At 58.7% G+C, this 22,596-nt stretch carries 20 protein-coding genes; 4 read left to right on the forward strand and 16 right to left on the reverse strand.

Going from position 1 to position 22,596, the window contains the following annotated elements:
* Positions 1 to 24: 24 nt before the first annotated feature.
* The 5 genes from HWX44_RS10085 to HWX44_RS10105 form a co-directional block, all read right to left on the reverse strand.
* Positions 25 to 1,572, reverse strand: a complete 1,548-nt coding sequence (locus tag HWX44_RS10085) for a 5-oxoprolinase/urea amidolyase family protein (protein WP_175974479.1) — start codon at positions 1,570 to 1,572, stop codon at positions 25 to 27.
* A complete protein-coding gene (locus HWX44_RS10090) occupies positions 1,572 to 2,333 on the reverse strand; it encodes a 5-oxoprolinase subunit PxpA (RefSeq protein WP_070517178.1) in 762 nt (253 codons plus the stop codon). Before HWX44_RS10090 ends, HWX44_RS10085 begins: the two co-directional genes overlap by 1 nt.
* Positions 2,334 to 2,527: 194 nt before the next feature.
* Entirely contained in the window at positions 2,528 to 3,127 is a 600-nt protein-coding gene (locus tag HWX44_RS10095; protein WP_046649186.1) for a hypothetical protein, read from the reverse strand.
* 266 nt (positions 3,128 to 3,393) lie between these two features.
* A complete protein-coding gene (locus tag HWX44_RS10100) occupies positions 3,394 to 4,140 on the reverse strand; it encodes a hypothetical protein (RefSeq protein ID WP_175974481.1) in 747 nt (248 codons plus the stop codon).
* 564 nt (positions 4,141 to 4,704) lie between these two features.
* On the reverse strand, positions 4,705 to 5,007 hold the full coding sequence (locus tag HWX44_RS10105; RefSeq protein ID WP_175974483.1) for a hypothetical protein: 303 nt from the start codon (positions 5,005 to 5,007) through the stop codon (positions 4,705 to 4,707).
* Between the two features lie 414 nt (positions 5,008 to 5,421).
* On the opposite strand from HWX44_RS10105, the gene HWX44_RS10110 reads away from it, so the two are divergent.
* Positions 5,422 to 7,002, forward strand: coding sequence for a peptide ABC transporter substrate-binding protein (locus tag HWX44_RS10110; protein WP_175974485.1), 1,581 nt, complete (start codon positions 5,422 to 5,424; stop codon positions 7,000 to 7,002).
* Between the two features lie 81 nt (positions 7,003 to 7,083).
* Here the strand turns inward: HWX44_RS10110 and HWX44_RS10115 are convergent, their stop codons facing one another.
* The 4 genes from HWX44_RS10115 to HWX44_RS10130 form a co-directional block, all read right to left on the reverse strand.
* Positions 7,084 to 7,686 (reverse strand): hypothetical protein, encoded by a 603-nt coding sequence (locus HWX44_RS10115; RefSeq protein ID WP_046649189.1) that lies wholly within the window; start codon positions 7,684 to 7,686, stop codon positions 7,084 to 7,086.
* A gap of 179 nt (positions 7,687 to 7,865) precedes the next feature.
* The gene (locus HWX44_RS10120; RefSeq protein ID WP_175974487.1) at positions 7,866 to 8,762 is read right to left on the reverse strand and encodes a hypothetical protein; all 897 of its coding nucleotides are present in this window, start codon (positions 8,760 to 8,762) and stop codon (positions 7,866 to 7,868) included.
* 290 nt (positions 8,763 to 9,052) lie between these two features.
* Positions 9,053 to 9,910, reverse strand: coding sequence for a hypothetical protein (locus HWX44_RS10125; RefSeq protein WP_052750570.1), 858 nt, complete (start codon positions 9,908 to 9,910; stop codon positions 9,053 to 9,055).
* Positions 9,911 to 9,950: 40 nt separating this feature from the next.
* A complete protein-coding gene (locus HWX44_RS10130) occupies positions 9,951 to 10,904 on the reverse strand; it encodes a DUF2891 family protein (RefSeq protein ID WP_046649191.1) in 954 nt (317 codons plus the stop codon).
* Positions 10,905 to 11,218: 314 nt separating this feature from the next.
* Here HWX44_RS10130 and HWX44_RS10135 point away from each other — a divergent pair, with 314 nt between their 5' ends.
* Positions 11,219 to 11,992 carry a hypothetical protein gene (locus HWX44_RS10135; protein ID WP_246819837.1) on the forward strand — a complete coding sequence of 258 codons (774 nt, stop codon included), beginning with the start codon at positions 11,219 to 11,221 and terminating at the stop codon, positions 11,990 to 11,992.
* 4 nt (positions 11,993 to 11,996) lie between these two features.
* A complete protein-coding gene (locus HWX44_RS13200) occupies positions 11,997 to 12,227 on the forward strand; it encodes a hypothetical protein (RefSeq protein WP_010189305.1) in 231 nt (76 codons plus the stop codon).
* Positions 12,228 to 12,358: 131 nt separating this feature from the next.
* On the opposite strand, the gene HWX44_RS10140 is transcribed toward HWX44_RS13200, so the two are convergent.
* The 7 genes from HWX44_RS10140 to HWX44_RS10170 all read right to left on the reverse strand — a co-directional run bounded on the left by HWX44_RS10140 (position 12,359) and on the right by HWX44_RS10170 (position 20,659).
* The gene (locus tag HWX44_RS10140) at positions 12,359 to 14,383 is read right to left on the reverse strand and encodes a TRAP transporter permease (RefSeq protein WP_082254481.1); all 2,025 of its coding nucleotides are present in this window, start codon (positions 14,381 to 14,383) and stop codon (positions 12,359 to 12,361) included.
* 15 nt (positions 14,384 to 14,398) lie between these two features.
* Complete coding sequence (locus HWX44_RS10145) at positions 14,399 to 14,923, reverse strand: DUF1850 domain-containing protein (RefSeq protein WP_052750572.1); 525 nt, start codon at positions 14,921 to 14,923, stop codon at positions 14,399 to 14,401.
* Between the two features lie 32 nt (positions 14,924 to 14,955).
* Positions 14,956 to 15,930, reverse strand: coding sequence for a TAXI family TRAP transporter solute-binding subunit (locus HWX44_RS10150; protein ID WP_046649193.1), 975 nt, complete (start codon positions 15,928 to 15,930; stop codon positions 14,956 to 14,958).
* Between the two features lie 546 nt (positions 15,931 to 16,476).
* Positions 16,477 to 17,058 carry a hypothetical protein gene (locus HWX44_RS10155; RefSeq protein ID WP_175974489.1) on the reverse strand — a complete coding sequence of 194 codons (582 nt, stop codon included), beginning with the start codon at positions 17,056 to 17,058 and terminating at the stop codon, positions 16,477 to 16,479.
* Positions 17,059 to 17,061: 3 nt separating this feature from the next.
* Positions 17,062 to 17,634 carry a hypothetical protein gene (locus tag HWX44_RS10160; protein ID WP_046649195.1) on the reverse strand — a complete coding sequence of 191 codons (573 nt, stop codon included), beginning with the start codon at positions 17,632 to 17,634 and terminating at the stop codon, positions 17,062 to 17,064.
* A gap of 33 nt (positions 17,635 to 17,667) precedes the next feature.
* Positions 17,668 to 18,906, reverse strand: a complete 1,239-nt coding sequence (locus HWX44_RS10165) for a hypothetical protein (RefSeq protein ID WP_175974501.1) — start codon at positions 18,904 to 18,906, stop codon at positions 17,668 to 17,670.
* Between the two features lie 505 nt (positions 18,907 to 19,411).
* Positions 19,412 to 20,659 (reverse strand): arginine deiminase, encoded by a 1,248-nt coding sequence (locus tag HWX44_RS10170; RefSeq protein ID WP_175974491.1) that lies wholly within the window; start codon positions 20,657 to 20,659, stop codon positions 19,412 to 19,414.
* A 624-nt stretch (positions 20,660 to 21,283) separates the two neighbouring features.
* Here HWX44_RS10170 and HWX44_RS10175 point away from each other — a divergent pair.
* The coding region (locus tag HWX44_RS10175) for an IS1634 family transposase (protein ID WP_175974493.1) at positions 21,284 to 22,596 on the forward strand (1,313 nt) is incomplete at its 3' end.

Here is a 22,596-nt window from a genome sequence, read left to right on the forward strand (position 1 = left end):
GTGTGGTTGTTCCTTAATCAGTGTTTAAGCGAGTTCAAAGCGGACCGTCGCCCCCGGCGGGAGTTGCGCGGCAATATCAATATCTTCTTCGAGGACCGTGGCGATGACCGGGTAACCGCCGGTCACGGCGTGATCGCGGAGGAAAATCACGGGTTCGCCGCTCGGCGGTACCTGGACTGAACCGGCCACCATGCCCTCCGAGGGCAGCTCGCCCTCGCGGGCACGGGCCAAAGACACGGAGCCCTCCGGGCCCACGAGGCGCACGCCCACGCGGTTGGACTGCGCGGTCACGGTCCACTCGGTGGCCAGGAAGGCCTCCAGGCTCTCAGGCGTGAACCAGTCATCGCGCGGGCCGAGCACGCAGCGCAGCACGCCCTCGGTCTGGCCGTGCGCGGCTTCGCGAACGCGCATCGGGTTGCTCAGCTGGGCATCGGTCATCGCGGTGGAGCGGGGGAGGACGCCGATGACATCGCCCAGCCGCACCGGCTGCGGCCCCAACCCAGAGAGCACGTCCGTCGAGGCAGAGCCCAGCTCCGCATCCGCCACGATGCCGCCGCGGATAGCGATGTAGTTGCGCAGACCCACCGTCGCGGGAGCCACGGTCACCGTTGAGCCAGCGGTGACGAGCACCGGGCGCGCGAGGTGCACCGGCATATCGTCCAGCAGGACGCGGGATTGGGCGCCAGTGACGCACACGACGGCGTCGGTCAGCGCGCGCAGGCGAATGCCGCCGATATTCTCTAACACGGTGGCTCCGCGCGGATTGCCCACCGCGACATTGGCCGTGGCGGCCGCTGCCAGGTCGGCCGCACCCGAGGGCGTGACCCCCAAGTTGCCGCGGCCAGGGCGGCCCTGATCCTGATAGAGCGTCAGCAAGCCCGCATCGAGGACCTCCAAGCGCGGCAGGCGTGCCGGTGTGCGGCGGCCGAAAGGAGTGGTGGACACCACCTCTGGCAGTGAGCTCACCGCACGGTAGCGTACGCGGTCACCGGGCTGAACCAGCGCTGGCGGGTGGGCATCGGATTCCCACATCGGGGTCGAGGTGGTGCCCAGCAGCTGCCAGCCGCCGGGGGAGACGCGCGGGGAGACAGCGGAGAAACCGCCAGCAATACCCACGGCACCCGCCGGCACCGCGGTGCGCGGGGTGGCGCGGCGCTCGATGTTGAAGTTCTGCGCCGGGTCCGCCGGGGTGCAATAGGTAAAGCCTGGCGCGAATCCGCCGAAGGCGGCGAGCCACTCGGTAGACGTGTGCCAGTCAATGAGGCCTTCGCGCGACATGCCCATCAACTCGGCGGCCTCGTCGAGGTCCTCGCCGTCATAGAGAACGTCGATTTCCACAAAGCGCGGATCCTCGCCCGCCTGCGCGGTGGGGTGGAAGTCCTGGAGCTTCTCAGCGGCAGCTGCGGCGGAATTCGGCGTGGCAAAGGTCAACAGCAGGGTGGTGGCAGCAGCAATCGCGTCGACTTGGTCCTTGAGCGGATTAGCGTCGAGTGCCGCGTGCCACGCCATGACCTGGGACAAGTCCTCCAGCTCTACGAGCAGCGCGCGCGTTCCTACGGGGTGAATATGCATCAGATAGCGCTCCGAATCTCAATCCCGCGCGCCTGCAGCTCCTTGACCACACCGCGCAGCAGTTGCACCGCGCCGGGCGAGTCACCGTGCGTGCACACCGACTGGGCGTCCACGTTGAGCACGGAGCCGTCGACGGCGGTGATGGATCCGGTCTCAGCGACTTCGAGCACGCGCTTGACGACGTCCCCCTCATCACCCATCACCGCATTCGCCTCTCGCCGTGAGACGAGCGTGCCATCGGGGTTGTAGTTGCGGTCAGCGAAGGCCTCACGGATGACGGTGAGTCCTTTCTTCTCGGCGATGTCAACGGCGATGCCGCCGGGTAGCAGCATGACGGGGAGATCTCCGAAGGCCTTAATGCCGTCGATAACTGCGTGGGCCTGGGCCTCGTGGTGGACGATGGTGTTGTACATCGCGCCGTGCGGCTTGACGTAGACCACGCGGGTTCCGTTGGCCTGGGCCAGGGCCTGGAGGGCACCGATTTGGTAGGTGACTTCGTCGGCAAGCTCGGCAGGATCGTAATCGATGAAGCGGCGCCCGAAGGCTGCTGGGTCGTTATAGCCCACGTGCGCGCCGACGGTGACGCCTGCTTCTGCGGCCGCCTTGAGGGTGCCCGCGATGGAGTGCGGATCGCCGGCGTGGAAGCCGGTGGCGACGTTGGCGGAGGAGACGAGCTGGAGCATCGCGGCGTCATCGGCCACGGGGTTGCCGGCGGTGGTTTCGCCGAGGTCAGCGTTGAGGTCTATGTGCAGCGTGCTCATGACAGGAGGACACCTCTTCTATAGTTCTCGAATTGTTGAACAATCTATGGGTGCCTAGTGTAGTCCGCATCACGTCAGTTTGTGAAGTGTGTCCCGCAACTGCGTTGTGGGGGTAAGTGAAAGCGCCCCCGTGCCACAGGTTCTGTGGCGCGGAGGCGCTGGTATTAGGTGCCTGTGCAACAGGCGTTAAAGACTTAGAGCTTCAGGGCGTTCTTGACGAACGGGAAGGCAGCTGCGATGACGGCGAGAACGCCGGCAACGATAGCAGCGATGCCGAGCGGGGTCGGCTTGTTGTCCTCGGAAGAGAGCTCATCCTTAACGGAGCTCTTCTTGTCCTTATTCTTGTCCTTGTCCTGCTCGTTCTTGTCCTTGTTGTCCTTGTCCTTGTCCTGCTCGTTCTTGTCCTTGTCCTTGTCTTCGTCCTCGACAGGTGCAGGATCCTGGCGCTCGCCGTCGACGATATCGAAGTCGACCTTGCCCGGGCCGCCCTGGGAAGCGCCCCAATCGCCGAGGTCGATCGATTCGGAGTCGCACACTGCTGCGCCTTCCTTGGCCATTTGGAAGACATCGAAGCGGCTCAACGTGAGCTCTGCATTGTCGGTGGCCTGCCAGGCGAACTCGCTCACCTTCTTGAAGGTGTGGTCCTTGCCGTCAATTTTGACGGTGAACTCAGCCTTCGGGGTACCGCAGTTGGTAGTGGTGGCAGCTTCCTCAGCAGAGGCGACGGTGGTGCCAGCGAATACGAGAGAGCCAGTCAGGGTTGCGGCGAGCAGGCCGCGGGAGAAGTTATTCATGTTGTCTCCAGTAGAGATGAAATAGAAGTGAAAAATAGTGAATCGGAAAGGTTTTAGAACCAATCAGATAACCGGTATCGGCTGAGGTAAGAGTGTAGGTCGCTCGTGCAGCGGATGTCGCAGCTTTGAATATAAATTTGACTATTTTTAATCTGCCCCTTAGCTAACGGGTGTTTTCCGGACATTGAAAACACCCCCAATCACTTGAACGAAGTGATTGGGGGTGACTAGTCAACGCCGAAGAAATGGCGTTTTAGTGCTTCAGGTTAGAACGGAAGCTTGATGCCCAGTGCGCGTGCAGCATTCGGGACGATTGCAGCCAGTGCGCCAAGGACGCCAATGACGATTGCTGCGATGCCCAGGTCGGTCGGCTTGCCGTCCTCGGAGGATAGTGCATCCTTGATGCCATCAAAGGAGCTCTTGTCCTTGTTTTTATCCTTGTCGCCCTCGGACTCGTCACCGTCGCCGTTTTCGGAGTCTTCGTCGTCGCCGTTGTCAGCGTCATCGTCGCCGCCGTCGCCGCCCTCAGACTCGTCGTCGTTGTCAGCGTCATCGTCGCCGCCGTCGCCGCCCTCAGACTCGTCGTCGTTGTCAGCGTCATCGTCGCCGCCCTCGGACTCGTCGTCGTTGTCGGCGTCATCGTCGCCACCGGTGTTGCCGTCTGACTCATCGTCGCCGTCGGTCTCGTCATTGTCGGAACCGCCGCCATCGTTGCCGGTGCCCCAGTCGTCGATATCGATAGATTCAGCATCGCATACGTCTTCGCCATCCTTAGCCAGGTCGAAGATATCGGCGCGGCTTAGCTCAACCTTTTCATCGTCGGTGGCCTGCCACAGGAATTCGCTGACCTTCTTGAAGGTGTGCTCCTTGCCATCAACGGTGGCAGTGAACTCGGCCTTCGGGGAGCCGCAGTTGGTGGTGGCAGCTTCCTCAGCAGAGGCGGCGGTGGCCCCAGCGAATGCGAGTGAACTGGTCAGGGTTGCGGCAAGCAGGCCGCGAGAGAAATTAGACATAAGTACTCCGAGAATAGGTAGTCGGTGAAAGGGTGATGGAAAGTGGAATGAATCATTCCGTTAACCGATATCGGTTGGGTTCGGAGTGTAACTCAGATCCCACGCGTGCGGCTGATGTAAGACGAAAAACCTTCGATTTTCGGGAGTACTCCCCATGAACACACAAAGGCACCCCCAATCCACGCGATGGTGGTGGGGGTGCCTGTGCGCTTAACGACGTCCCTTAGGACGTTCAAGCTTCAGTGATTAGAACGGAAGCTTGATGTTCAGAGCCTGAGCAGCGGCCGGAACGGCAGCAGCGATTGCGCCAAGGACGCCGAGGACGATGGCAGCGATGCCCAGATCGGTCGGCTTGCCTTCCTCGGAAGACAGCTTGGCCTTAATGTCGTCGAAGGAGCTCTTCTCCTTGTTCTCCTCCGGCTTCTTGCCGTCACCAGGGTTCGTGCCGTCGTCCGGGTTCTTGCCGTCGCCAGGGGTGGTCTCGTCGTCACCCGGGGTGGTCTCACCCTTACCCGGGGTGGTCTCACCCTCGCCCGGGGTGGTCTCGTCGTCACCCGGGGTGGTCTAACCCTCACCCGGGGTCTCGCCCTCGCTCGGGGTCTCGCCCTCGCCTGGGGTGGTCTCGTTGTCACCCGGGGTGGCCTCGTCGTCACCGCCGGTCTCGCCTTCGCCGGCCTCGCCGCCACCTTCGGCGCCACCGTTCTCGGTGTCAGTGGTGGTGTCGGTGTTGCCGGCCTCGGTGATGGCGTTGATGGCGTCGTTGACGGTTACGTCAGTGTTCTCCTCCGCGTTGGCGGCGGTGGCGCCAGCCAGTGCGAGGGAGCTCGCCAGAGCGGCAGCGGTGAGGTTGCGGGAAATGCGCTTCATATTATTTCTCCTGGGAATAGATCGGGGACGTCTTATGAAAGTGAAAAGCCGTCATCAGGCGATGTTCGTTATCGCTTACTGAATTCGACCTCCCACATGCTAACGAAGGCCGGAAAAGGATTGGTCAAACTGTGAAAGGTTATATGGGTATTCCATGACAGCTGCCAAGGGCTTATCAGCGCGCAATAATGTTTGCTGGGGCGGTTATGGCGCTACAAAAACGCGAAAAAGACTGTATGGCGGTGGTGCGGTCGGAGAGAAGGCGTGGGGTAGGTGCTGAGGATGTTGACAGGCGTTACACAGGGGATCTGTGAAAGTCTCCGGCGGCGGAGAGTGCATTTATTGAGTGAAGCACAACATATCGCCGTATTGTTATGAGAGAATTCACACACGTGATATCCCTAAGGAGAACTCATGCAATGGACAAAAGTCGGCGCGAGCCTCGCCGCTGTTGTCGCAGCAGCTGGCCTGACCGCATGCGGAGGAGATGGATCCGGTGATGCGGCGGATGTTGATTTCATCAGTACCAACTCCACCGAACCCCAAAAGCCGCTCATTCCTGCAGATACCAGCGATGTGCCGGGTGCAACGCTCATCGACCTCATCTACTCGGGACTCGTGTACTTCGATGAGAACGGTGAGGTGCACAACGACCAAGCAGAGAGCATCGAGAAGACCGATGACGTGACGTACAAGGTCACACTCAAGGAGGATGCGGTGTTCTCCGATGGCTCCCCGGTGCGTGCCCAGGACTACGTCGATACGTGGAACAACGCCGTAAAGAACGCCATGCTCTCTGCCTATTTCTTCGAGCCCATCAAGGGCTACGAGGAAGGAGCAGAGAGTATGGAAGGGCTCAAGGTTGTCGATGAGAAGACGTTCACCATTGAACTTGATGAGCCCACAGCGGATTTCGAGACTCGTTTGGGCTATTCCGTCTTTTTCCCCATGCACGAATCAGCCTTCGATGACATCGACGCCTACGGTCAAAACCCAGTGGGAAGTGGACCTTATAAGCTGCAGGAATGGAACCATAACCAGAATGCGATCCTCGTTCCCAACGAGAAGTATGAAGGTGACCGCAAGGCGCAGAACGATGGTCTGAACTTCGTTTTCTATGCCGACGCCAGCGCAGCATATGCGGATCTACTCTCGGGAAATCTGGATGTCTTGGACTCGGTTCCGTCCTCGGCCATGGCCAACTTTGAAACTGATCTCGGCGAGCGCGCAGTGAACGAGCCTGCTGCAATTTTCCAGTCCATTACTATCCCCGCCGGGGATGAGAACTTTAGTGGGGAGGCGGGGGCGTTGCGTCGACAAGCACTGTCCATGGCCATTGACCGCGAGGAGATTACCCAGACCATTTTCCAAGGGACGAACACTCCGGCGGTGGATTTCACATCGCCTGTGCTTAACGACGGTGCCACAGACATCCCTGGCAACGAGGTCCTGACCTATAACCCGGACAAGGCGCGCGAGCTGTGGGCCAAGGCGGAGGAGATGAAGCCATTCAAGGGGCCGTTCACCGTGGCGTACAATTCCGACGGTAGTCACAAGGAGTGGGTCGATGCTGTCGTGAACTTCATTCGAAACACCCTTGACATTGATGCGCAGCCAGCGCCGTATCCGGATTTCAAATCGCTGCGCGATGAGGTCACGAACAAGACGATCGAGGGTGCGTTCCGCACCGGCTGGCAGTCGGTATACCCGTCGCCGTCGAGCTTCTTGGAGCCGCTGTATGCCACAGGTGCTGCGACTAACGACGCCGACTATTCCAACCCCGAGTTTGATTCGCTTCTGCAGAAAGCGGCGGCGGCAGCCAACGAAGAGGAGAGCGTTGAGCGGGTCAACGATGCCCAAGCGGTACTCATGAAGGACCTTCCAGCAATCCCGCTGTGGTACACCAACTCCACTGGTGGCTACTCCGAGCGTGTCGATGATGTGATCTTTACGTGGAAGTCGAAGCCGCTGTATTACAAGGTGACTCTGAAGTAGATCGATACACGTCCTGCTACGTGAAAAGCGCTCCTCAACGATTGGTGGTGAGGAGCGCTTTTTCTTGAGCGGGCGGAGCTGTTAGAAAGGCAGCTTGATACCCAGGGACTTTGCCACGCTCGGAGCGACAGCGGCGATGGCGCCGATGGCGCCCAGGACAGCAGCGACGATGGCAGCGATGCCAAGATCGGTCGGCTCACCGTCCTTGGAGCTGAGGGCTTCATCGAAGGAGCTGGACTCATTGGTGCCGGTCGGCGCCTGCGAAGGCTCATCCGCTGGCTCCACGGGCTTCTCCGTCGGGGTGGTCGGCGTAGTCGACGTGGACGTCGTCGAGCTCGGCGGGTTCTTGGCCAGAGACTCCTTAATCTCAGCGGCTGCGGTGTCCTGCTTGCCACAGGCAGCGACGTCGTCCTTGGCAATCTCCATGACCTCGGCGCGGTCCAGGGTCAATTCTTCATTGTCAGTGGCGCGCCAGAGTCCGAATTCCTCCTGCTTGAAGGTGTGCTCGGTGTCCTCGATGGTGGTGGTGAACTCTTCGGCTGGAGCCCAGCAGAAGTTGATCTCGGTAGCCGAGGTGTTGGTGGCGTTTGCAGTGGACTCGTCGGCGGTGGCGATGGTCGAGCCAATAACACACAGAGAGCCTGCCAGGACGGTGGTGGCGAGAGCGAGTGAAGCCTTCTTCATGGGATTCTCCTAGAAATAGAGCGAAGGAAAGTGAAAGATAGAAAACCCTTGGTGTGCAGGGGCTATTCAACTATATTAACGCTACCTCAAGCGCTAAGCGCAAAACCGCGAGAACCGCGTTCCTCCATGCTCTTAAAAGTAAGGCCTGGAGGCACGCGGGGAACGCGGCGCAGGGACTCTTAGATAAAGAACTTGCGGCGGGCGGCGAAAGCACCAGCTGCAATCATGGCTGCGATGGCCAGTGCGGCAAGACCACGAGCAACGGTGTTGGAACCGGTCTCAGCGGAGATACCGCGCGACTGTACCTGGGACTTCTCGGCGGTGCTTTCGGCAATCTGACCACCCTGGGCGATGACCTCGTCCTTGTTTTCCTTGAGCATCTGCTCGGAAGCGGCCTTCTCCTCGGCACTCGGGGCGTCGTTCTGGGCTGCCTCCTGGGACTTCACGTAGGTCTTGCCGTCCTTGGCCAGGTACCAGGTCACGCCACCGATGACGAGGGCGGCCGGCAGAGCCAGCCATGCCAGCTGCTTGGCGTCGAAATCGGAATCCTCGGCGGAATCAGCCGGGGGCTGGGAGCCGCCCGTCGGACCGGTCTCTCCAGAAGGAGGAGTAACAGGCTTGTCCTTGTCCTCACCGGCCCCCGGATTCTCGTTGTCGGCCTCGGGCTTCTCGCCGCCAGCCTCCGGCTTCTCCGGGTCATTCTTAGGAGCATCGCTGCCGTTGTCGATCGGGTAGTCAACCTGGGACGGGCCGGCCGGCGCCGGGTCTGGGTTGGCCGGTGCAGGGGCATTGTCCTGAGAGTCCTCATCAACCGGGGTTGCTGGATCCTCGGCGGGGGCTTCCTTTTCTTGTTCTTGCATGCGCTCCCACACAGCCTGTGCGTGGTCTGCAGTGAGAGTTGTGGAGCCCAGTGGATTGGTGCTCTTGTAGGAGCCGTCGGCTTGGCGCTGGTAGGTGTAGCCTTCGAACTCGAACTCAGCCGGAGCCGGAATCTGTGCAGAGGCAACGGCGGTGCCGCCCAGTGCGAGGGAGCCAGCCAGTGCGGCTGCGGTCAGGGTGCGGTGGATGCGCTTCATGTGTGTCTCCTAGTGGGTTTGTGAGAGGTAGTTCATCAGACCAGAACCACAATAGTCACAATTTTCACATCAGTCACAGGGGTTACAATGTGGTAATCCGCAACTTTCGGGATGGAAGTCCCGCCACGCGTGCCGAGTGTTCGATCGCTACGTGGCATCGTGCTGGGGGTTAAAGCGGCTGGTCATTGCCTAAGAGACGTGGCTAATGCGGTCCTGCTGGTTGTGCGAATGTTCGACAATGACCTGCGTAAACAGGCATCCCCCCGCTATGGGGTAAAAACAGGCGGAGCCTAGTTCTGGGGTGCAGTCTCAGGTGCGGTTGTTACGCCCTCAAACTGCCAGCCCACCACCGCGTTGCGCACTGCAGAAGCCAGTGGGTTGGCCGGCTGAATGCAGCTGATGGTGAGCAGGCGGCCCGGCTTGGCATCGGCACCCCAGATGCTCTCGTCCTGCTCAAGGCCTTCCTTGGAGGGATCGTGCAGATCTGTTGCGGTATACACCAGCCACTGCTCGCCGGAATTCTGCGTGCGCAGATACAGCTTGTCGCCCACCGCAGCCTTGTGCTCATCGGCGCGGCCGTCGTAGAGGTTATTGAATACCGCCGGCACGCCCGCGCCCGTGTGGCCAGCAATGACCACGATGTCCGGCGAGTCCGTTCCGGGCAGCGAATAGGGTTTGTCCTCCGCGGTATAGGTGCAGGCCTTATTCATGGAGTCTGGGTTGATCTTATTGTCCTTGACCCGGCAGGAACCTTCCTCGAAGCTCGCGCGCACGTCAATAGTCGGAATGTACATCTCGACTGCCGGTGAAGGCTCGATGACGGCGGCGGGTTCCGTTACCACTTCTGTGGGCTGCGGTGCGGGTGTGTCCGGTTCCTGATTGAGCTTGAGCGCCGCGATAATACCGACCAGCACCACCGCCACAATGGCTACGAGGCGGAGACCTCGGCTGTCGCTGGGCTTGCGATGGCGCGCTGTGACCTGGTTGGACCGTCGTCGAGGGCGGTGGGGCTGCTGCTTGGCGACGGCCCCCGCGCGGCCGTATGAGGAGCGGCTTCGGCGGCGGGCGCGTTCTGCGCGGAGATCGATGCGGATTCCCTCTTCCGGCAGGCGGTAGCTATCGCGCCGCGCCGAGTAGCGAGAATCCATGGTGTGCTCCTGAGAGATAGATGATTAGAAAAATACAGTACTACTCGACGGCGAGCTGGTAGCGCAGTGCGTAGGTGATAAGCCAGTGGGTGGACATGAAGTGGCCGTCGACGAGCTGCGGACGCGCGCTGGCCACCAAGGCTTCGGCGCGCGGCAGGGCAGAGTCGTCGAAATACTCGGCGAGCTCAACAATCATCCACGCCCTTGTGAGTGCCAGGCCGTAGAGGTGGGCCAGGCGGCCATCGGTCGGGTCGAGTACTTCTGGGATGTCGGTGAGAAAATCCAGTGCTTCGGTGCGGCGGGGGAGGAAACCGTCGAACCACTGTGGGAAGTCCGGGAGAACGCGCGACATGAGCAGAGCTTCTGATAATCCATTGGAGAGGAAATCGTGCCCGGACAACTCCCACTCCAGCGGATAGTCACGGTCATCGCCGAAAAGGCGAACCGCAGCTTTGCGCACCGAATCCGCTAGTGAATCCAAGCGAAGTTTCTCCGCTGCCTCGAGGATGAGGAAAAGGTTGAAGGCGGTATTGGAGTGCATGCCGTGGCGCACCGGCTGGTTGAGTGAACCAAGCCAGTCGTGGCAGTGCTGCGCGGTGAGCTCGACGAGCTTATCCATTGCTTCGCTGGGACGGATTGAGGCTAGCTGCAACAGCCAAGCGCGCCCGTAGGGCATCTCATACCCGGGGTGTTCGACAAGGTAGGTGTATTCGGCGGTGAGGGCTTGGGGGCTGAGGCGATCGTCGAGAAGCACAGCAAGACTGGCGGGAGACTCGGGCCCGAGCATGGTGTACAACAGCACCCCGGAGTACTGCATGTGGACGCTGGAATGCCAGTCGAAACAGCCGTAGAAACTGGGGTGCAGCTCGCGTGGGCGCACAGTGCAATCATCAGTTGAGCTGCTCGTGTGGTGCATTGCGGCGGGAAATTCGCGCTCGAGGGCGTCCACAATTGTCTCCGCCCAGGTTCTGGCCCAAGTCTCTAGCGTGGTCATGTGTCAAGTATGGCAGAGCCGAAGGTGGAGGATGCCTGCTGTTAGCCACTGAGGGGTGTGCGTCGCAACGCGGAATCGAACAAATGAGCGATTTCTAGCTCTGATGTCCGGCCGCTCTTGTAGTCTTCGGGGCAGGCATCCAAGAGGTGGGGGATGCACGGGCCGTACGCACGCGGTCTAGCAGGGGTGTCTGGAACTACAGGCAACACCTCGTCGTGGGGGTTGCGAACATTTACTAAGGGGGAACTTTGAGGTTCTTAGAACAGAAGCCGACGACGTTTAGTAAGAGACAAGTGCACCGAATAGGAAGTGCGTTGCGCAATGGGGAAGCGGTTGATGAGGAACAGTTCGGGCTGTTCTTGGACCAGCAGTCAGCCCTGTGTGATGCGATAATTCAAGAAGCGGTTAAGACCATGGCACAGCTTGATAATCGGTTGACGCTGACTTCAGACTCGATTGTGGAGCCGGATTCAGACACATACTTCCTGGGTTCTCGTGTAAAAACGCGAGACACATTGAGGGAGAAGTTGAGTCGAATGCCGAGCTTTCCTTTGGAGAATATTCAGGATGTCTCCGGAGTACGGCTGGATCTCGATGTGACCCTAAAGGAACAAACGATACTTGCGGAGCTTCTATCTCGAGATCTCATGAAGGCTGGAGCGCGGAAGGTGGAGGTTCGGGACATGCGCGAAGAACCACACTCGGGCTATCGCGCGGTGCACCTGCATGTGATGTCGGAGGCCGGACGTGCGGAATTTCAGTTAAGAACGGCGCTTCAGTCACAGTGGGCAAACCTTTATGAAATGGCAGGAGACTTGTATGGGAGAGAAATCCGATACCTCGAATTCGGCGGAAAAATTCCGGCAGAATTTGAGATTGAGACCCGTGCTCTGCATGAGCTGTCCGAAGTCGTAAACAGAGTGGAAAAGCTCGTCGATATTCTTACTGAGCCTTTCGAAGGCAGCCAGACTGCTAATACAACGCAAAGAGAAGCACGTCAGTTGCGACGTAGCATGTATAAAATGCTAGATAAATTAATCCATGAATTTGAAGAACGTCGAGTTCAACGTGACATGGAGGGAGAATAAACCGATGCCAGCCTATTTGATTAAATACCATCGACCGACAGGGGCACTGGAAGTAACTGAGTACGAATCCCTCATCGAGGGAACCCGTGCTCGCCATAGGCTAGACCAAGTAAATAAGGATCCTGACGTCGAGATTGTGGCGATTGGCGCAAAGAACTTAGAGTCCGTCCGGCATACGCACGCGCGGTACTTCTTCCGCGAGAAGACCGCGCCGCCGTACCCCTTTGTGGCTTAAACACCCGAGCTCAGGCACAACGGAGCACCGCTGGCCTCGGTCGTCGTAGATACCGATGGATCGCTTGCCGACGCCCCCATGCCATACCTCGCACGAGGAATGTGGCATGGGGCGTTGACTTGGGTACGAACTCAGATGTTTCGTAGCGATAATGCATCTTGTTTCTTGGCGGCGATGCATTGGATCGCAATAGCAAGAAGCCCCACGCCTGCACCGATGAGATCGGTGATGACGTCTGGCGCCATCATCGTGAGTGCTGATGCCACAAACAGGATTCGCACAATCGGATTCGCGCGAACCATCAGGTGACCTTCCACTGCAACGGACAGGAGGAGAACACCAATGGTTCCTGTGATTGCAACGAGAATAGCTTCGCCGACTGATACGTCTTGAAGAAGCATTGCTGGGTTGAAGACGAAAATGAAGGGAATGATATAGCCAGCAAGCGACAAACGCATGGATTGGAAACCGGTCTTGACCGGGTCAGCGCCGGAGATACCCGCTGCTGCGAATGCCGCGAGAGCAACGGGCGGAGTGATGTTCGCGAAAAGGCCGAAGTAGAACACGAACATGTGGGCCACAAGCGGTTCAACGCCGAGCTGACCAAGAGCCGGCGCAGCCATCGTTGCGGTAATGATGTAGGTCGGGATCGAGGGCAGGCCCATACCGAGGATGATGCAGGCAATCATCGTCAATACGAGAGACAGCAGGAGGTTTCCTGCGCCGACGGTAACGATGGCATTGGCCAGGGTGACACCGAAGCCCGTGAGAGTGACGACGCCGACGACAATGCCAACAGCGGCACAGGCAATGGAGACAGACACTGAGGTTTTAGCGCCAAGTGCAAAGGAATCCAGAATCTCCAAGACACTCATGCGCGTGGTCTTGCGCAGCTGAGCGACGACGAGAGTGACGATAATCGTTAGGAATGCCGAGAACAGGATGGTGCGACCAGTAAAGAACAGCATGTAGATGAGGAAGACAAGCGGAATCAAGAGGTGGCCTCGTTCCACGAGAACTTCCTTTACTGCTGGGAGGTTGTCACGAGAAATACCTTTAAGGCCTTGACGGGAAGCGCGGAGGTGTACCTGCGCAATGACACCGAGGTAGTAAAGCACAGCAGGAACGAGTGCCGCGATGGCCACCTCCCGGTACGGCATACCCAAGGTCTCGGCCATGATGAAGGCTGCCGCGCCCATAATCGGTGGAAGGATCTGGCCACCAACAGAGGCCGAGGATTCCACTGCGCCGGCAAAGACCGGCTTGTAGCCGACGCGCTTCATCATCGGAATGGTAAACGCACCGGTGGTAACAACGTTGGCGACTGCAGCGCCGTTAATGGAGCCCAGGAAACCAGAGGCTACGACAGCAACCTTTGCCGGGCCACCTTTAGTCTGTCCCGCAAGGGCGAGCGCAATATCGTTGAAGAACTGTCCCATTCCTGACTTTTGAAGCACGGCGCCGAAAAGGACGAAGAGGAAGATATAGGAAGCAGCGACGCCAATTGCCGTGCCGAAGATTCCTTCCGTTGTGAGATAGGAAAAGTTGAGGGTCTTTTCCCAGTCATAACCGCGATGCCGCAGCATGCCCGGCATTTCTCGCCCATACACGGAGTAGAGGAGGAACAGGATGGCAAGTATGGGAAGAGCCCAACCAGTAATTCGGCGAGCGGCCTCAATGACCAGAACAACCAGAATTGCTGCGAAGACGATGTCTAGAGTCGTGGGGATACCGGCTCGACGGACAATGTCCTCGTAGTTGATGAAGACATAGACCGCAGTGGACATAGACGCAAGGATAAGAAGTATGTCGTAGAACGGAATCTTCTCACGGTTGGCCTTCATGAAGGGCGGGTACAGGGCGAAAGCCAGCACCAGAATCATCGCAACGTGTACTGAGCGGTGCACCAGAACTGGTGGGGAACCAAAGTACGCGGTGTACATGTGGTACAGCGACACGATGATCGCAAACGCTGTCACGATGATGTTGACAGGCTTGGAGGCAAATTCCCGCAGACGCGACTCGCGGTCGAACTTCTCTAGAATTTCTTGGGCCTCGGCGGCGGTGGGCTCGGCATCAATGTGGATTCGGCCCTTTTCATCAAGGTCTGTGGCTGAGGTTTGGGCAACATTCGGTTGCTCTGATTCTTTGACCATGGTCTTTCTTTCTGACTATTTATCGATATCAGCTGCGGTTCCGATGAAGGCAGTAGTGAAGGTGCGATGGGGAATCTCGTGTTGCAACAGAACCGGTTCGGGTTGATCCACCAAGAAGACACGTAAAACATGAGCAGTCGCATGGGAGTGAACCCAGTTGAGCTCGTCTATCTCACGATCAATCTTGGACGTGTGGACGCTTCCGCCTTCATTGACCGTGACGCCCTCGAGATCGCTGGGCACACCGGCACCAAACCCCTTGAGATAAACGTCGGTAAGAAGAAGGTGGTGCTCCTCAATCCGGTAGACCTCCCGCCAAGGTTCTTTTTCTACGGAATGGATCCACTCAAGTTCGATGTGCTCGATGCGTGAAGCCGGGGTTTCAAAATAAATGTCGCTGCCGCGAGAATCAGCCACGATCAACCGTGGTTCCTGCGATTTATCTACTGCACGAGAGAAAGCAAAGGGACCCACCACAGTGAGCGCAAGAACGATGACGCCGAGTACAGCGACAAGAGCGAATCGCGAGCGCTTGACCATAGCGGTCCCCATCTAGCTTTATTGTCAGCGGACTAAAGTGCCCCTACTTCCTCGAAATACTTACGAGCGCCAGGGTGCAGCTCTGTGGCAAGGCCATCTTCAATGGACTCCAACGTAATCTGCTTGGCAGCATTGTGGGAGGAGTGGATAGCGTCGAGGTTCTCAAAGAGCGCCTTGGTGATTTCGTAGACCTGGTCGTCGTTCAAGTGCGGGGAGACAAGAAGCTGGTTGGTGATGGAAGCTGTCGGAACATCCTCGGCTTCGTCGTAGGTGCCGCCAGGAATAACGTCCTCGTTGAAGAAGGGGTATTTTTCCCGAAGCGCCTTCATACCTTCGCCTTCGATGGGAACGATGACCACATCTTCGGTGGTGGCAAGATCCATGACGGAGGAGTTCGGGAGACCAGAGGTAACGAAGGCCGCATCAATCTGACCATTCTTCATCTGGTCGATGGAGTCAGCGTAGGACAGGAAGTCCTCGTTGATGTCGTCATAGGACATATTGTGGGCTTCGAGAATCATTTGAGCGTTGAGCTCGACGCCAGAGTTCTGGTCACCAACGCCCACACGCTTATTCTTCAGATCCTCCACGGACTTGATGCCGGACTTTTCGGTGGTCACGATTTGGACGAAATTGGGGTAAAGGGCAGTGATGGCGGTGAGGTCCTTCAGACCTTCCTTATCGGCGAAGGGCCCAGTACCTTCGATTGCCTGACGGGTTGCATCGCCCATCGCGAAAGCAATTTCGGCGTCACCATCAGTCAGTAGCTGAATGTTTTCGACGGACGCGCCGGTTGCCTGCACCGAGGTATCTGCTCCGAGGGTGTCACCAAGCACCTGCGACATTGAGGCGCCAATCTGGTAGTAGGGGCCAGAAGTACCGCCAGCAGCGATGGTCACGAAGTCAACTGAGCTATCTCCTGACGCGGAGTCAGAGTCTGAAGAAGAACAGCCTACAAGAACAAGTGACGCGGCTAAGACGGTTGCGAGTGTTGAGCGGATGCGCATTGTGGTCTTCCTTTTCGGTGCGGATTTTAAGGCCGAGAATTGCGGGTTGATGACAGTCATCACCCGCAAGAGAGAGATGTGCCGTGAAACACAACTTCTTGCCTGAAAATTTAGCAATCGACAGGCTTGCAGGAAGCAAAACTGTGGAATGGGGGTAGCTTTTTCTTTCCGCGTAAGCGTTGAAGGGAAATGGGGGTGGTGTTCGGATTGGCGGGAAGGTCGTCGGCGTGTAATTGTTTTTCTGGCAAAACTCGGCATCTCAACTGCGACGCTGATTTCTTTCGATTTTCTGTCAAAAAATCTGTAAATGACCGGTATATCGCGGTGTTTGGGCTCCTTCGCGAACGGCGCTAGGGAATTCCCGTTGCCATTCTGCACAGTCTCCGTTGCCGTTCTGCAAGGTTTCCATTGCCGTTCTGCAATGCTCTCGTAGCCGTTTGATTACCCCCGTGAAAGCCACGAAAACCACAAAGAGGACACCCCAGCCGTTGTGAAACGGTCTGAGGTGTCCTCTGTGGTGAGGTCTGGGCCGGTGAGTTGGTTTGGTTAGTTCCAGACGGGGGCGTCGCCAAGCTGCAGCTCGGAGTAGCGCGCCTCCGGAACGGTGGCGGAGTAGGGCTTGCCCACGGCCTCCCATTTCTGGTCGGTGTTGCAACGCACGTCCTGGCCGTCGGTGTCGAGCATGGTAAAGCCCCACACCAGCTTGCCCTGCGAGTTCGCCGGCAGCGTGTACGGACCGACCTCCTGGTCAAGCTTCCAGTGCTGTTCGTGCACGTAGGTGAAACCATAGGTCTGGGTCAGCACCTTGGCCAGCTCGCCCTCGCCTTTGATGGAGCCGGAGACCTCGATGGTCTGCGTGCGGGCCTGGGTCACGGTGTGGCTGATCGGCACGGGCTCGTCGTTGCGGTTGGCCACGCTGGTGGCATCCGTCTGCTTGAACCACCGGCGGGTAGCGGTGACGTAGGTGCCGTTCTCACCGGGCGTCGAGCAGTGTGTGCCCGGCTTGAAATCATCATTCCAGCGCTGCGGCAGCTCGAAGTTCCCGCCGAAGTCAGCGGCGTGGGCCACAGGAGCGGCCGCCAATAGGCTGAGCGCGGCGAAGGCGCTCGCGATGGACTTCTTCAGCACGTCTTAGCCCCAATCGTTGTTGTCGCGGGTGGAGACCTCGACGTGGCGCTCCTTCGGCAGGGTAGCGGTGAAGGTCTCGCCGTTGGCCTGCCAGGTGTTATCGGAACCGCAGATGGTCTTCTGACCCTCGAAGTCGGAGACAACCCAGCCGGCGCGCATGACGGCGGTCTTGCCCGGAGCAATGTTGTACGGGCCGACCTGCTCGCCCACCTCGTAGGACTGGGAATCGGTGTAGCTGGAGGAGAAGGTGAAGTTGATCAGATCCAGCAGCTTGAAGTCAACGCCGGCGGAAACGTTCCAGGTCTTGGTCTTGGTTTCCTTGATGGAGCGGGTGACCGGCAGCGGCTCGTCGTTGTAGTTGGAGATGGTCCAGGAACCGGCGGAGCCGTCGAAGTAGGTGCGCTTGATCTTTACGGTCTGGCCGGTGTCACCCGGGTTGGTGCAGTGCTCACCGATGGTGGTCGGGTTGGCCGGGCCCAGGTCACGTGCCGGGAGGGCGTTGGCGGCCGGGGCAGCGATCAGGCCGCAGGCAATGGCCACGGCGGCGGTGGTGGAAGCAATCTTGGTCTTGAACATGGTGAATTCTCCTTGGGAAGTAAAAAGGGGGGATTAGTAGATGGTCTGGGTCGGAACGGGAAGGTTGCGGTACTCCTCCGGGGTGACGTCCTCGGTGCGGGTGGAGCCGTCCTTGCTGGTGATGGTGGCTTCCGCCCAGAAACCGCTGGGAGCGGTGGTCTGCTTGTAGTTGGAGGTCAGGCTGTACTTTCCGTCCTTGCCGCAGTGGATTTCGCGGTAGTTGATGCGGGTCATGGTGGTGCCGTACTCCACGCGCACGCGCTCGCCGGGAGCCAGGTCGATGTGCTCGAGCTCAGTTCCCACCGGCATGTAGGCGCGCTTGACCGCACCCACGGACTCCAGCCAGCCCTTCGGGATATCCCCGCGGTTGCCCTGCCAGTTGGTGTAGGGGGAGTGCTCCGCACCGACGACGAAGTCGGTGACCGGTGCGTACTCGTAGTCGCCCTTGGACCAGTTGAGGAAGTCCGTGGAGTAGCCCGGCTTGCGGAAGGTGGGCTTAACCGCAGTGATATCCAGCGGATACCAGGAGCTATCGCGGCCCTCGCAGGTCTCGCCCTCCTTCGGCCAAGATGGATCGCGCTGCAGGTCCTCGGAAGGTTGCATGATTTCGTCCTTCTTCGGGTCCGCGATCTTCTCCAGGCTGGGGCCGGACACGGAGGTGTAGTTGCCTTCGATGGGCTTGGAGTTCGCGCCCGGGGAGCGGGAGGGAATCTCCATGGCCAGGTCCGAAATGGAGCCATCAGCCTTGATGATGTAGGCAAAGGCATAGCGCTCGGCCGGGCCCTTGCCGCGGATAACGTTGGCACCCGGCAGGTTCTCCAGGCGGTCATCGTTGCAGCCGACGAACATGGAGATGAAGTCCTTTTCCACCACGCCGTATTCCACGCGGAAGGACTCGCCCGGCTTCAGCGTGATGGGGCCGAAGGTTTCCTTCTCCTGCCAGCCGTTGCTCAGCTTCAACCCGATATCGGACTTGGCGGTGGTGTCCCAGCCAGAAGGCATAGCGGCCTTAGAGTTGGCCGAAATCTTGTGGTTGGTGCCCGTTTCCACCGAAGCGGTGTACGGCACCTCCTGGTCAGTGGTGTTCTTGAACTGCAGGGTGCCGTCGCTCAAATAACGGCGGCCGGTTTCTGCGAAGTGCCACTCGGGCGTGGCGTTATCTTCACCTGCTGCGCTGCAGCTCTTGTAAAGGTTTGTGATGGGGTAGGCCTGCGGCATGGGCGGAATGCTGGCCGCCTGTGCCACGGGCGCGATGAAGGCCACGCTCGCCATCGCAGCTGTAGCGGCCAGCGGCGCGAGTGCGCGGAGTCCCTTGATGTGCACCTGGATACCGTCCTTAAAGAAACTCAAAGAATGATGAGGAACTAATTTAATCCTGAAACAATCTTAGGTGTCAGAAGCGCACTCCTAGGAAAAGTAGGGACAATATTTCCTAGGGCTGCCGGGAAGTTAGTGATGTCAATATGGTGGCTGCCAGTGTTTTGACCTTTCGTGCACCATAATTTGATTAACCCTATGTGGGGGAGTCGAAATCTGCGGTTTTCAGTCAAACCTGCTGGCAGCGGGCTTCACTCAGCCCGTTTCCCACCGTGAGACTGAGGGCGCTGAAGGTCCTGTCATGTCCGCATTGCTCACCCTGGGGTGAGGGGTGTGTGGCTGCCGCCGTGGTGGGATTGGGGCCGTGCTTGCCGACGTCCCCTTCGCCCCACTCGCGGTCCTCTCTTATGTAGGTTAAGGCGTGCGTTGGTTGATGCGAAAATATATTCCCATCGGATTGTTAATAATCCACCGCATCGCGAACGATTGGGCAGGTCATGCAGTGCCCGCCACCGCGGCCGCGGCCTAGCTCTGCGGAGCCGATTTCGACGACCTCAATGCCGGCAGCCCGCAGCTTCTTATTGGTGTGCTTGTTTCGGTCATAGGCCACCACCACGCCGGGCTCAATGGCCACGACATTGTTGGCGTCGTCCCATTGCTCGCGGGCGGCGGTATAAACATCCCCGCCGGTTTCGATGACTTCGAAGCGTCCAATGCCGAGCGCCTGGGCGACGACATCGAGGAAGGAGTCGGTGGGCAGTTCGACGTCGAAAGGCGCCGTGCTCGTGGAGGGGTGCAAAACGATGGGCCGGATGGTGTCGACGACCTTGGGGTAGGACGTGACCTTATCGGCATCTAGGAAAGTGAGCACGGTGTCCAGGTGCATCGAGGCGCGGTCGGCGGCCATGCCGGCGATGATGATCTTCTCGGCCGCACCTTCCTCGAAGAGCCGCATGGCCAGCTGGCTCACGCCTTGCCACGTGGTGCGCTCACCCATGCCGACGAGGACGATGCCCTTGCCAATCGGCATGATGTCACCGCCCTCTAGTGCTGCGAGCCCCGGCTCCTCATCGGTATTTCCGTACCAGAACTTAAAATCTGCCTGCGCAAACCGCGGGTGATAGTTGTAGATAGCCCGGGTCAGCAGCGTTTCCTGGTGGCGTGCCGGCATGCGCATGGGGTTGAGTGATACCCCGCCATAAATCCACGCCGAGTTATCGCGCGCGTACTGCGTATTGGGCAGCGGGCGCAGCGCAAAAGCGTCAGGCCCGTAGGCCTCACGCATGGCGTCGATGGTGCCGTGGCCTAAGCCCTTCGGGATTTCGGCGAAAGGTAGCCCGCCGATGAGGAGCTCGGCCAGGCGAGCGTTGGACATCTCGTTGAACCAGTGGCGCAGCTCGCCGCCGATGCCCGCACCAACGTTCTTATCCAGCAGCTTGAAATCCAGGATGAAATCACGCCCGCCCGGGGTATCCAGGGTCTCCTCCAAGAGCTTGTGCATCTCCAACACCTCGACGCCGTAGCTGCGCAGCTGGGCAACGAATTCTGCGTGATGCTTCTTGGCCTCGTCGACCCAGAGGACGTCATCGAAAAGCAGCTCCGCGCAATTGCTCGGCGTCAGCCTCTCGTGTGCGAGCCCTGGCGCGCACACCATGACTTGGTGGAGCTTGCCAACCTCGGACCACACGCCCAGCGGGGGAGTTGTCATCTGCGTGAACCTTTCTTTGCGCGCGGTGAACCGTGTCAGCTACTTGTGTAGTGAGAGGTAGCACCGCAAGGGGTGATTGTGAACTAGATGACAATTCTAAGATAACTTTGAACTTTTTCAAGCTCTCGACAGCGAGGATAAGACCACGTAGGTGAAGGTTTTACGGCTGGGCGCATACTATTGCTCGTAGTTATTCGCACGGCTCAACTAGGCGCATGGCGAGGGGGGCAAGGCGCGCTTGCCGACGTCCCCCTCCGCCACTGCATCATTGCTAGCGCCGACAGGTGGGACATCATACCTGGAAGCTGGGCGAATGCTTCGAGTTGTGTGCAAGCCCTGAGTTAAACGACAGAATGCGTTAGTGAGGGGGCTGGTCTGGCGTGCTGCTATCAGGCTTGTTTCACTTATCCGACGGGGAGGCCTGAAAGCCGCCGTGAGCGGGCAGGAGTGCTAGCTGCCCGGGTTCACGATAAAAGATGCCGCCAGCGGAGAGGCGTCCTGACTTGGCTCACGGTTAGGTGATGAAGGTCACCCTTGACATTGTGGCCTGGAGGTTTGGTGTTGTGGCGGTTATTTTTTCGGCACTAAGCGGGTATCGGCGGGGGTAGCCGGTAGTCTGATTTTGTGAGTCCTTATATTCGCACTGTCAAGACCGCTTCCGGGGCGACGGCGGTTCAGGTGGTGTGGTCTGAGCATCGAGGGTCGAAAAAGCTTCAACAGGTCGGATCAGGACACTCACCTGATCAAGTTGAGCAGCTTAAAGCCCAGGCCCGGCGTCTTATTGATGCAGATCAACTCACCCTTGATCTTGGAGTAGAGCCTTCAGCAAGCAGGGGAACCGCTGATGACCCGGTGCCGGTGACAGCACAGCGAGCTGGTTACTTGTTGGACTGTATTGATGCGTGTTTCAACGAGTTAGGTCTTGCTGTAGCAACTGGTGATGATCAGGTGTTTCGGGATCTGGTGCGCGCTCGGTTGATTAATCCTGGTTCGAAGTTTGATTCGATTGAAACCCTGGCTGAAGTTGGGGTGACAAGCGCAAGCTACGCCACGATTAAACGCCGACTACCTGGCTTTGCTACAGATGCCTTCGGCGAAGGATTAACCCAAGTGCTGGCGCATCATGCAGGTATCGGTCCAGGCACATTCATCTTGTACGACGTGACCACCTTGTACTTCGAAACCGATACTCCTGATGAGCTTCGCAAACCCGGATTTTCCAAAGAGCGCCGTATAGAGCCGCAAATCCTTGTCGGGCTGCTTACTGATGCCACTGGTTTTCCACTACATGTTGGAGCGTTTGCCGGAAACTCGGCAGAAACCCACACGATGCTGCCGATGATCACACGGTTCCAAGAGGCCTACCAACTCGATGAAGTCACCGTCGTTGCTGATGCGGGCATGTTTTCAGCGGCGAACAAACAAGCATTGATAGATGCAGGCCTGCACTACATCTTGTCGGTGAAAACCCCCACCGTGCCTGAGGTGATCGAAACCTGGCGGCGGGAAAACCCCGGTGACGACTACACCCACGGCCAGATCTGGACGCAAGCCTCGGCAAGTGATGGGCGCAAACACGCTACCCCGAATTCGGTGACGCATTACCAGTACTCTCACGACCGGGCTAGGCGCAGCCTGCGCGGAATCAAAGAGCAAGTCGCAAAAGCCAAACGCGCTGTTGACGGCGATATCGCAATCAAGCGCAACCGATATATCGATCTTTCCGCCCCGAACAAGAAGGTCAACTACGCTCTTGCTGCCAAACACCGAGCCCTAGCCGGGATCAAAGGCTATGAAACCGACCTGACCGCTCTTCCCGCTAGTGAGGTTATCGGGCATTACCGCAGGCTATTCAACATTGAAAAGTCGTTTCGGATGTCGAAATCAGACCTGAAAGCACGCCCAATCTACGCCAGGAAACAAGACTCGATCACAGC

It is taken from the genome of Corynebacterium sp. Marseille-Q2823 (assembly GCF_903645345.1).
Classification (GTDB): Bacteria; Actinomycetota; Actinomycetes; order Mycobacteriales; family Mycobacteriaceae; genus Corynebacterium; species Corynebacterium hiratae.

What these genes read in the sequence shown, in the direction of transcription:
- HWX44_RS10120 (WP_175974487.1), bottom strand. Translation starts at nt 8,762, where the DNA reads ATGAAGCGCATCCACCGCACCCTGACCGCAGCCGCACTGGCTGGCTCC.
- HWX44_RS10100 (WP_175974481.1), bottom strand. Translation starts at nt 4,140, where the DNA reads ATGTCTAATTTCTCTCGCGGCCTGCTTGCCGCAACCCTGACCAGTTCA.
- HWX44_RS10165 (WP_175974501.1), bottom strand. Translation starts at nt 18,906, where the DNA reads ATGGCGAGCGTGGCCTTCATCGCGCCCGTGGCACAGGCGGCCAGCATT.
- HWX44_RS10085 (WP_175974479.1), bottom strand. Translation starts at nt 1,572, where the DNA reads ATGCATATTCACCCCGTAGGAACGCGCGCGCTGCTCGTAGAGCTGGAG.
- HWX44_RS10130 (WP_046649191.1), bottom strand. Translation starts at nt 10,904, where the DNA reads ATGACCACGCTAGAGACTTGGGCCAGAACCTGGGCGGAGACAATTGTG.
- HWX44_RS10125 (WP_052750570.1), bottom strand. Translation starts at nt 9,910, where the DNA reads ATGGATTCTCGCTACTCGGCGCGGCGCGATAGCTACCGCCTGCCGGAA.
- HWX44_RS10145 (WP_052750572.1), bottom strand. Translation starts at nt 14,923, where the DNA reads ATGGTCAAGCGCTCGCGATTCGCTCTTGTCGCTGTACTCGGCGTCATC.
- HWX44_RS10110 (WP_175974485.1), top strand. Translation starts at nt 5,422, where the DNA reads ATGCAATGGACAAAAGTCGGCGCGAGCCTCGCCGCTGTTGTCGCAGCA.
- HWX44_RS10170 (WP_175974491.1), bottom strand. Translation starts at nt 20,659, where the DNA reads ATGACAACTCCCCCGCTGGGCGTGTGGTCCGAGGTTGGCAAGCTCCAC.
- HWX44_RS10140 (WP_082254481.1), bottom strand. Translation starts at nt 14,383, where the DNA reads ATGGTCAAAGAATCAGAGCAACCGAATGTTGCCCAAACCTCAGCCACA.
- HWX44_RS10150 (WP_046649193.1), bottom strand. Translation starts at nt 15,930, where the DNA reads ATGCGCATCCGCTCAACACTCGCAACCGTCTTAGCCGCGTCACTTGTT.
- HWX44_RS10105 (WP_175974483.1), bottom strand. Translation starts at nt 5,007, where the DNA reads ATGAAGCGCATTTCCCGCAACCTCACCGCTGCCGCTCTGGCGAGCTCC.
- HWX44_RS10095 (WP_046649186.1), bottom strand. Translation starts at nt 3,127, where the DNA reads ATGAATAACTTCTCCCGCGGCCTGCTCGCCGCAACCCTGACTGGCTCT.
- HWX44_RS10090 (WP_070517178.1), bottom strand. Translation starts at nt 2,333, where the DNA reads ATGAGCACGCTGCACATAGACCTCAACGCTGACCTCGGCGAAACCACC.
- HWX44_RS10115 (WP_046649189.1), bottom strand. Translation starts at nt 7,686, where the DNA reads ATGAAGAAGGCTTCACTCGCTCTCGCCACCACCGTCCTGGCAGGCTCT.
- HWX44_RS10160 (WP_046649195.1), bottom strand. Translation starts at nt 17,634, where the DNA reads ATGTTCAAGACCAAGATTGCTTCCACCACCGCCGCCGTGGCCATTGCC.
- HWX44_RS13200 (WP_010189305.1), top strand. Translation starts at nt 11,997, where the DNA reads ATGCCAGCCTATTTGATTAAATACCATCGACCGACAGGGGCACTGGAA.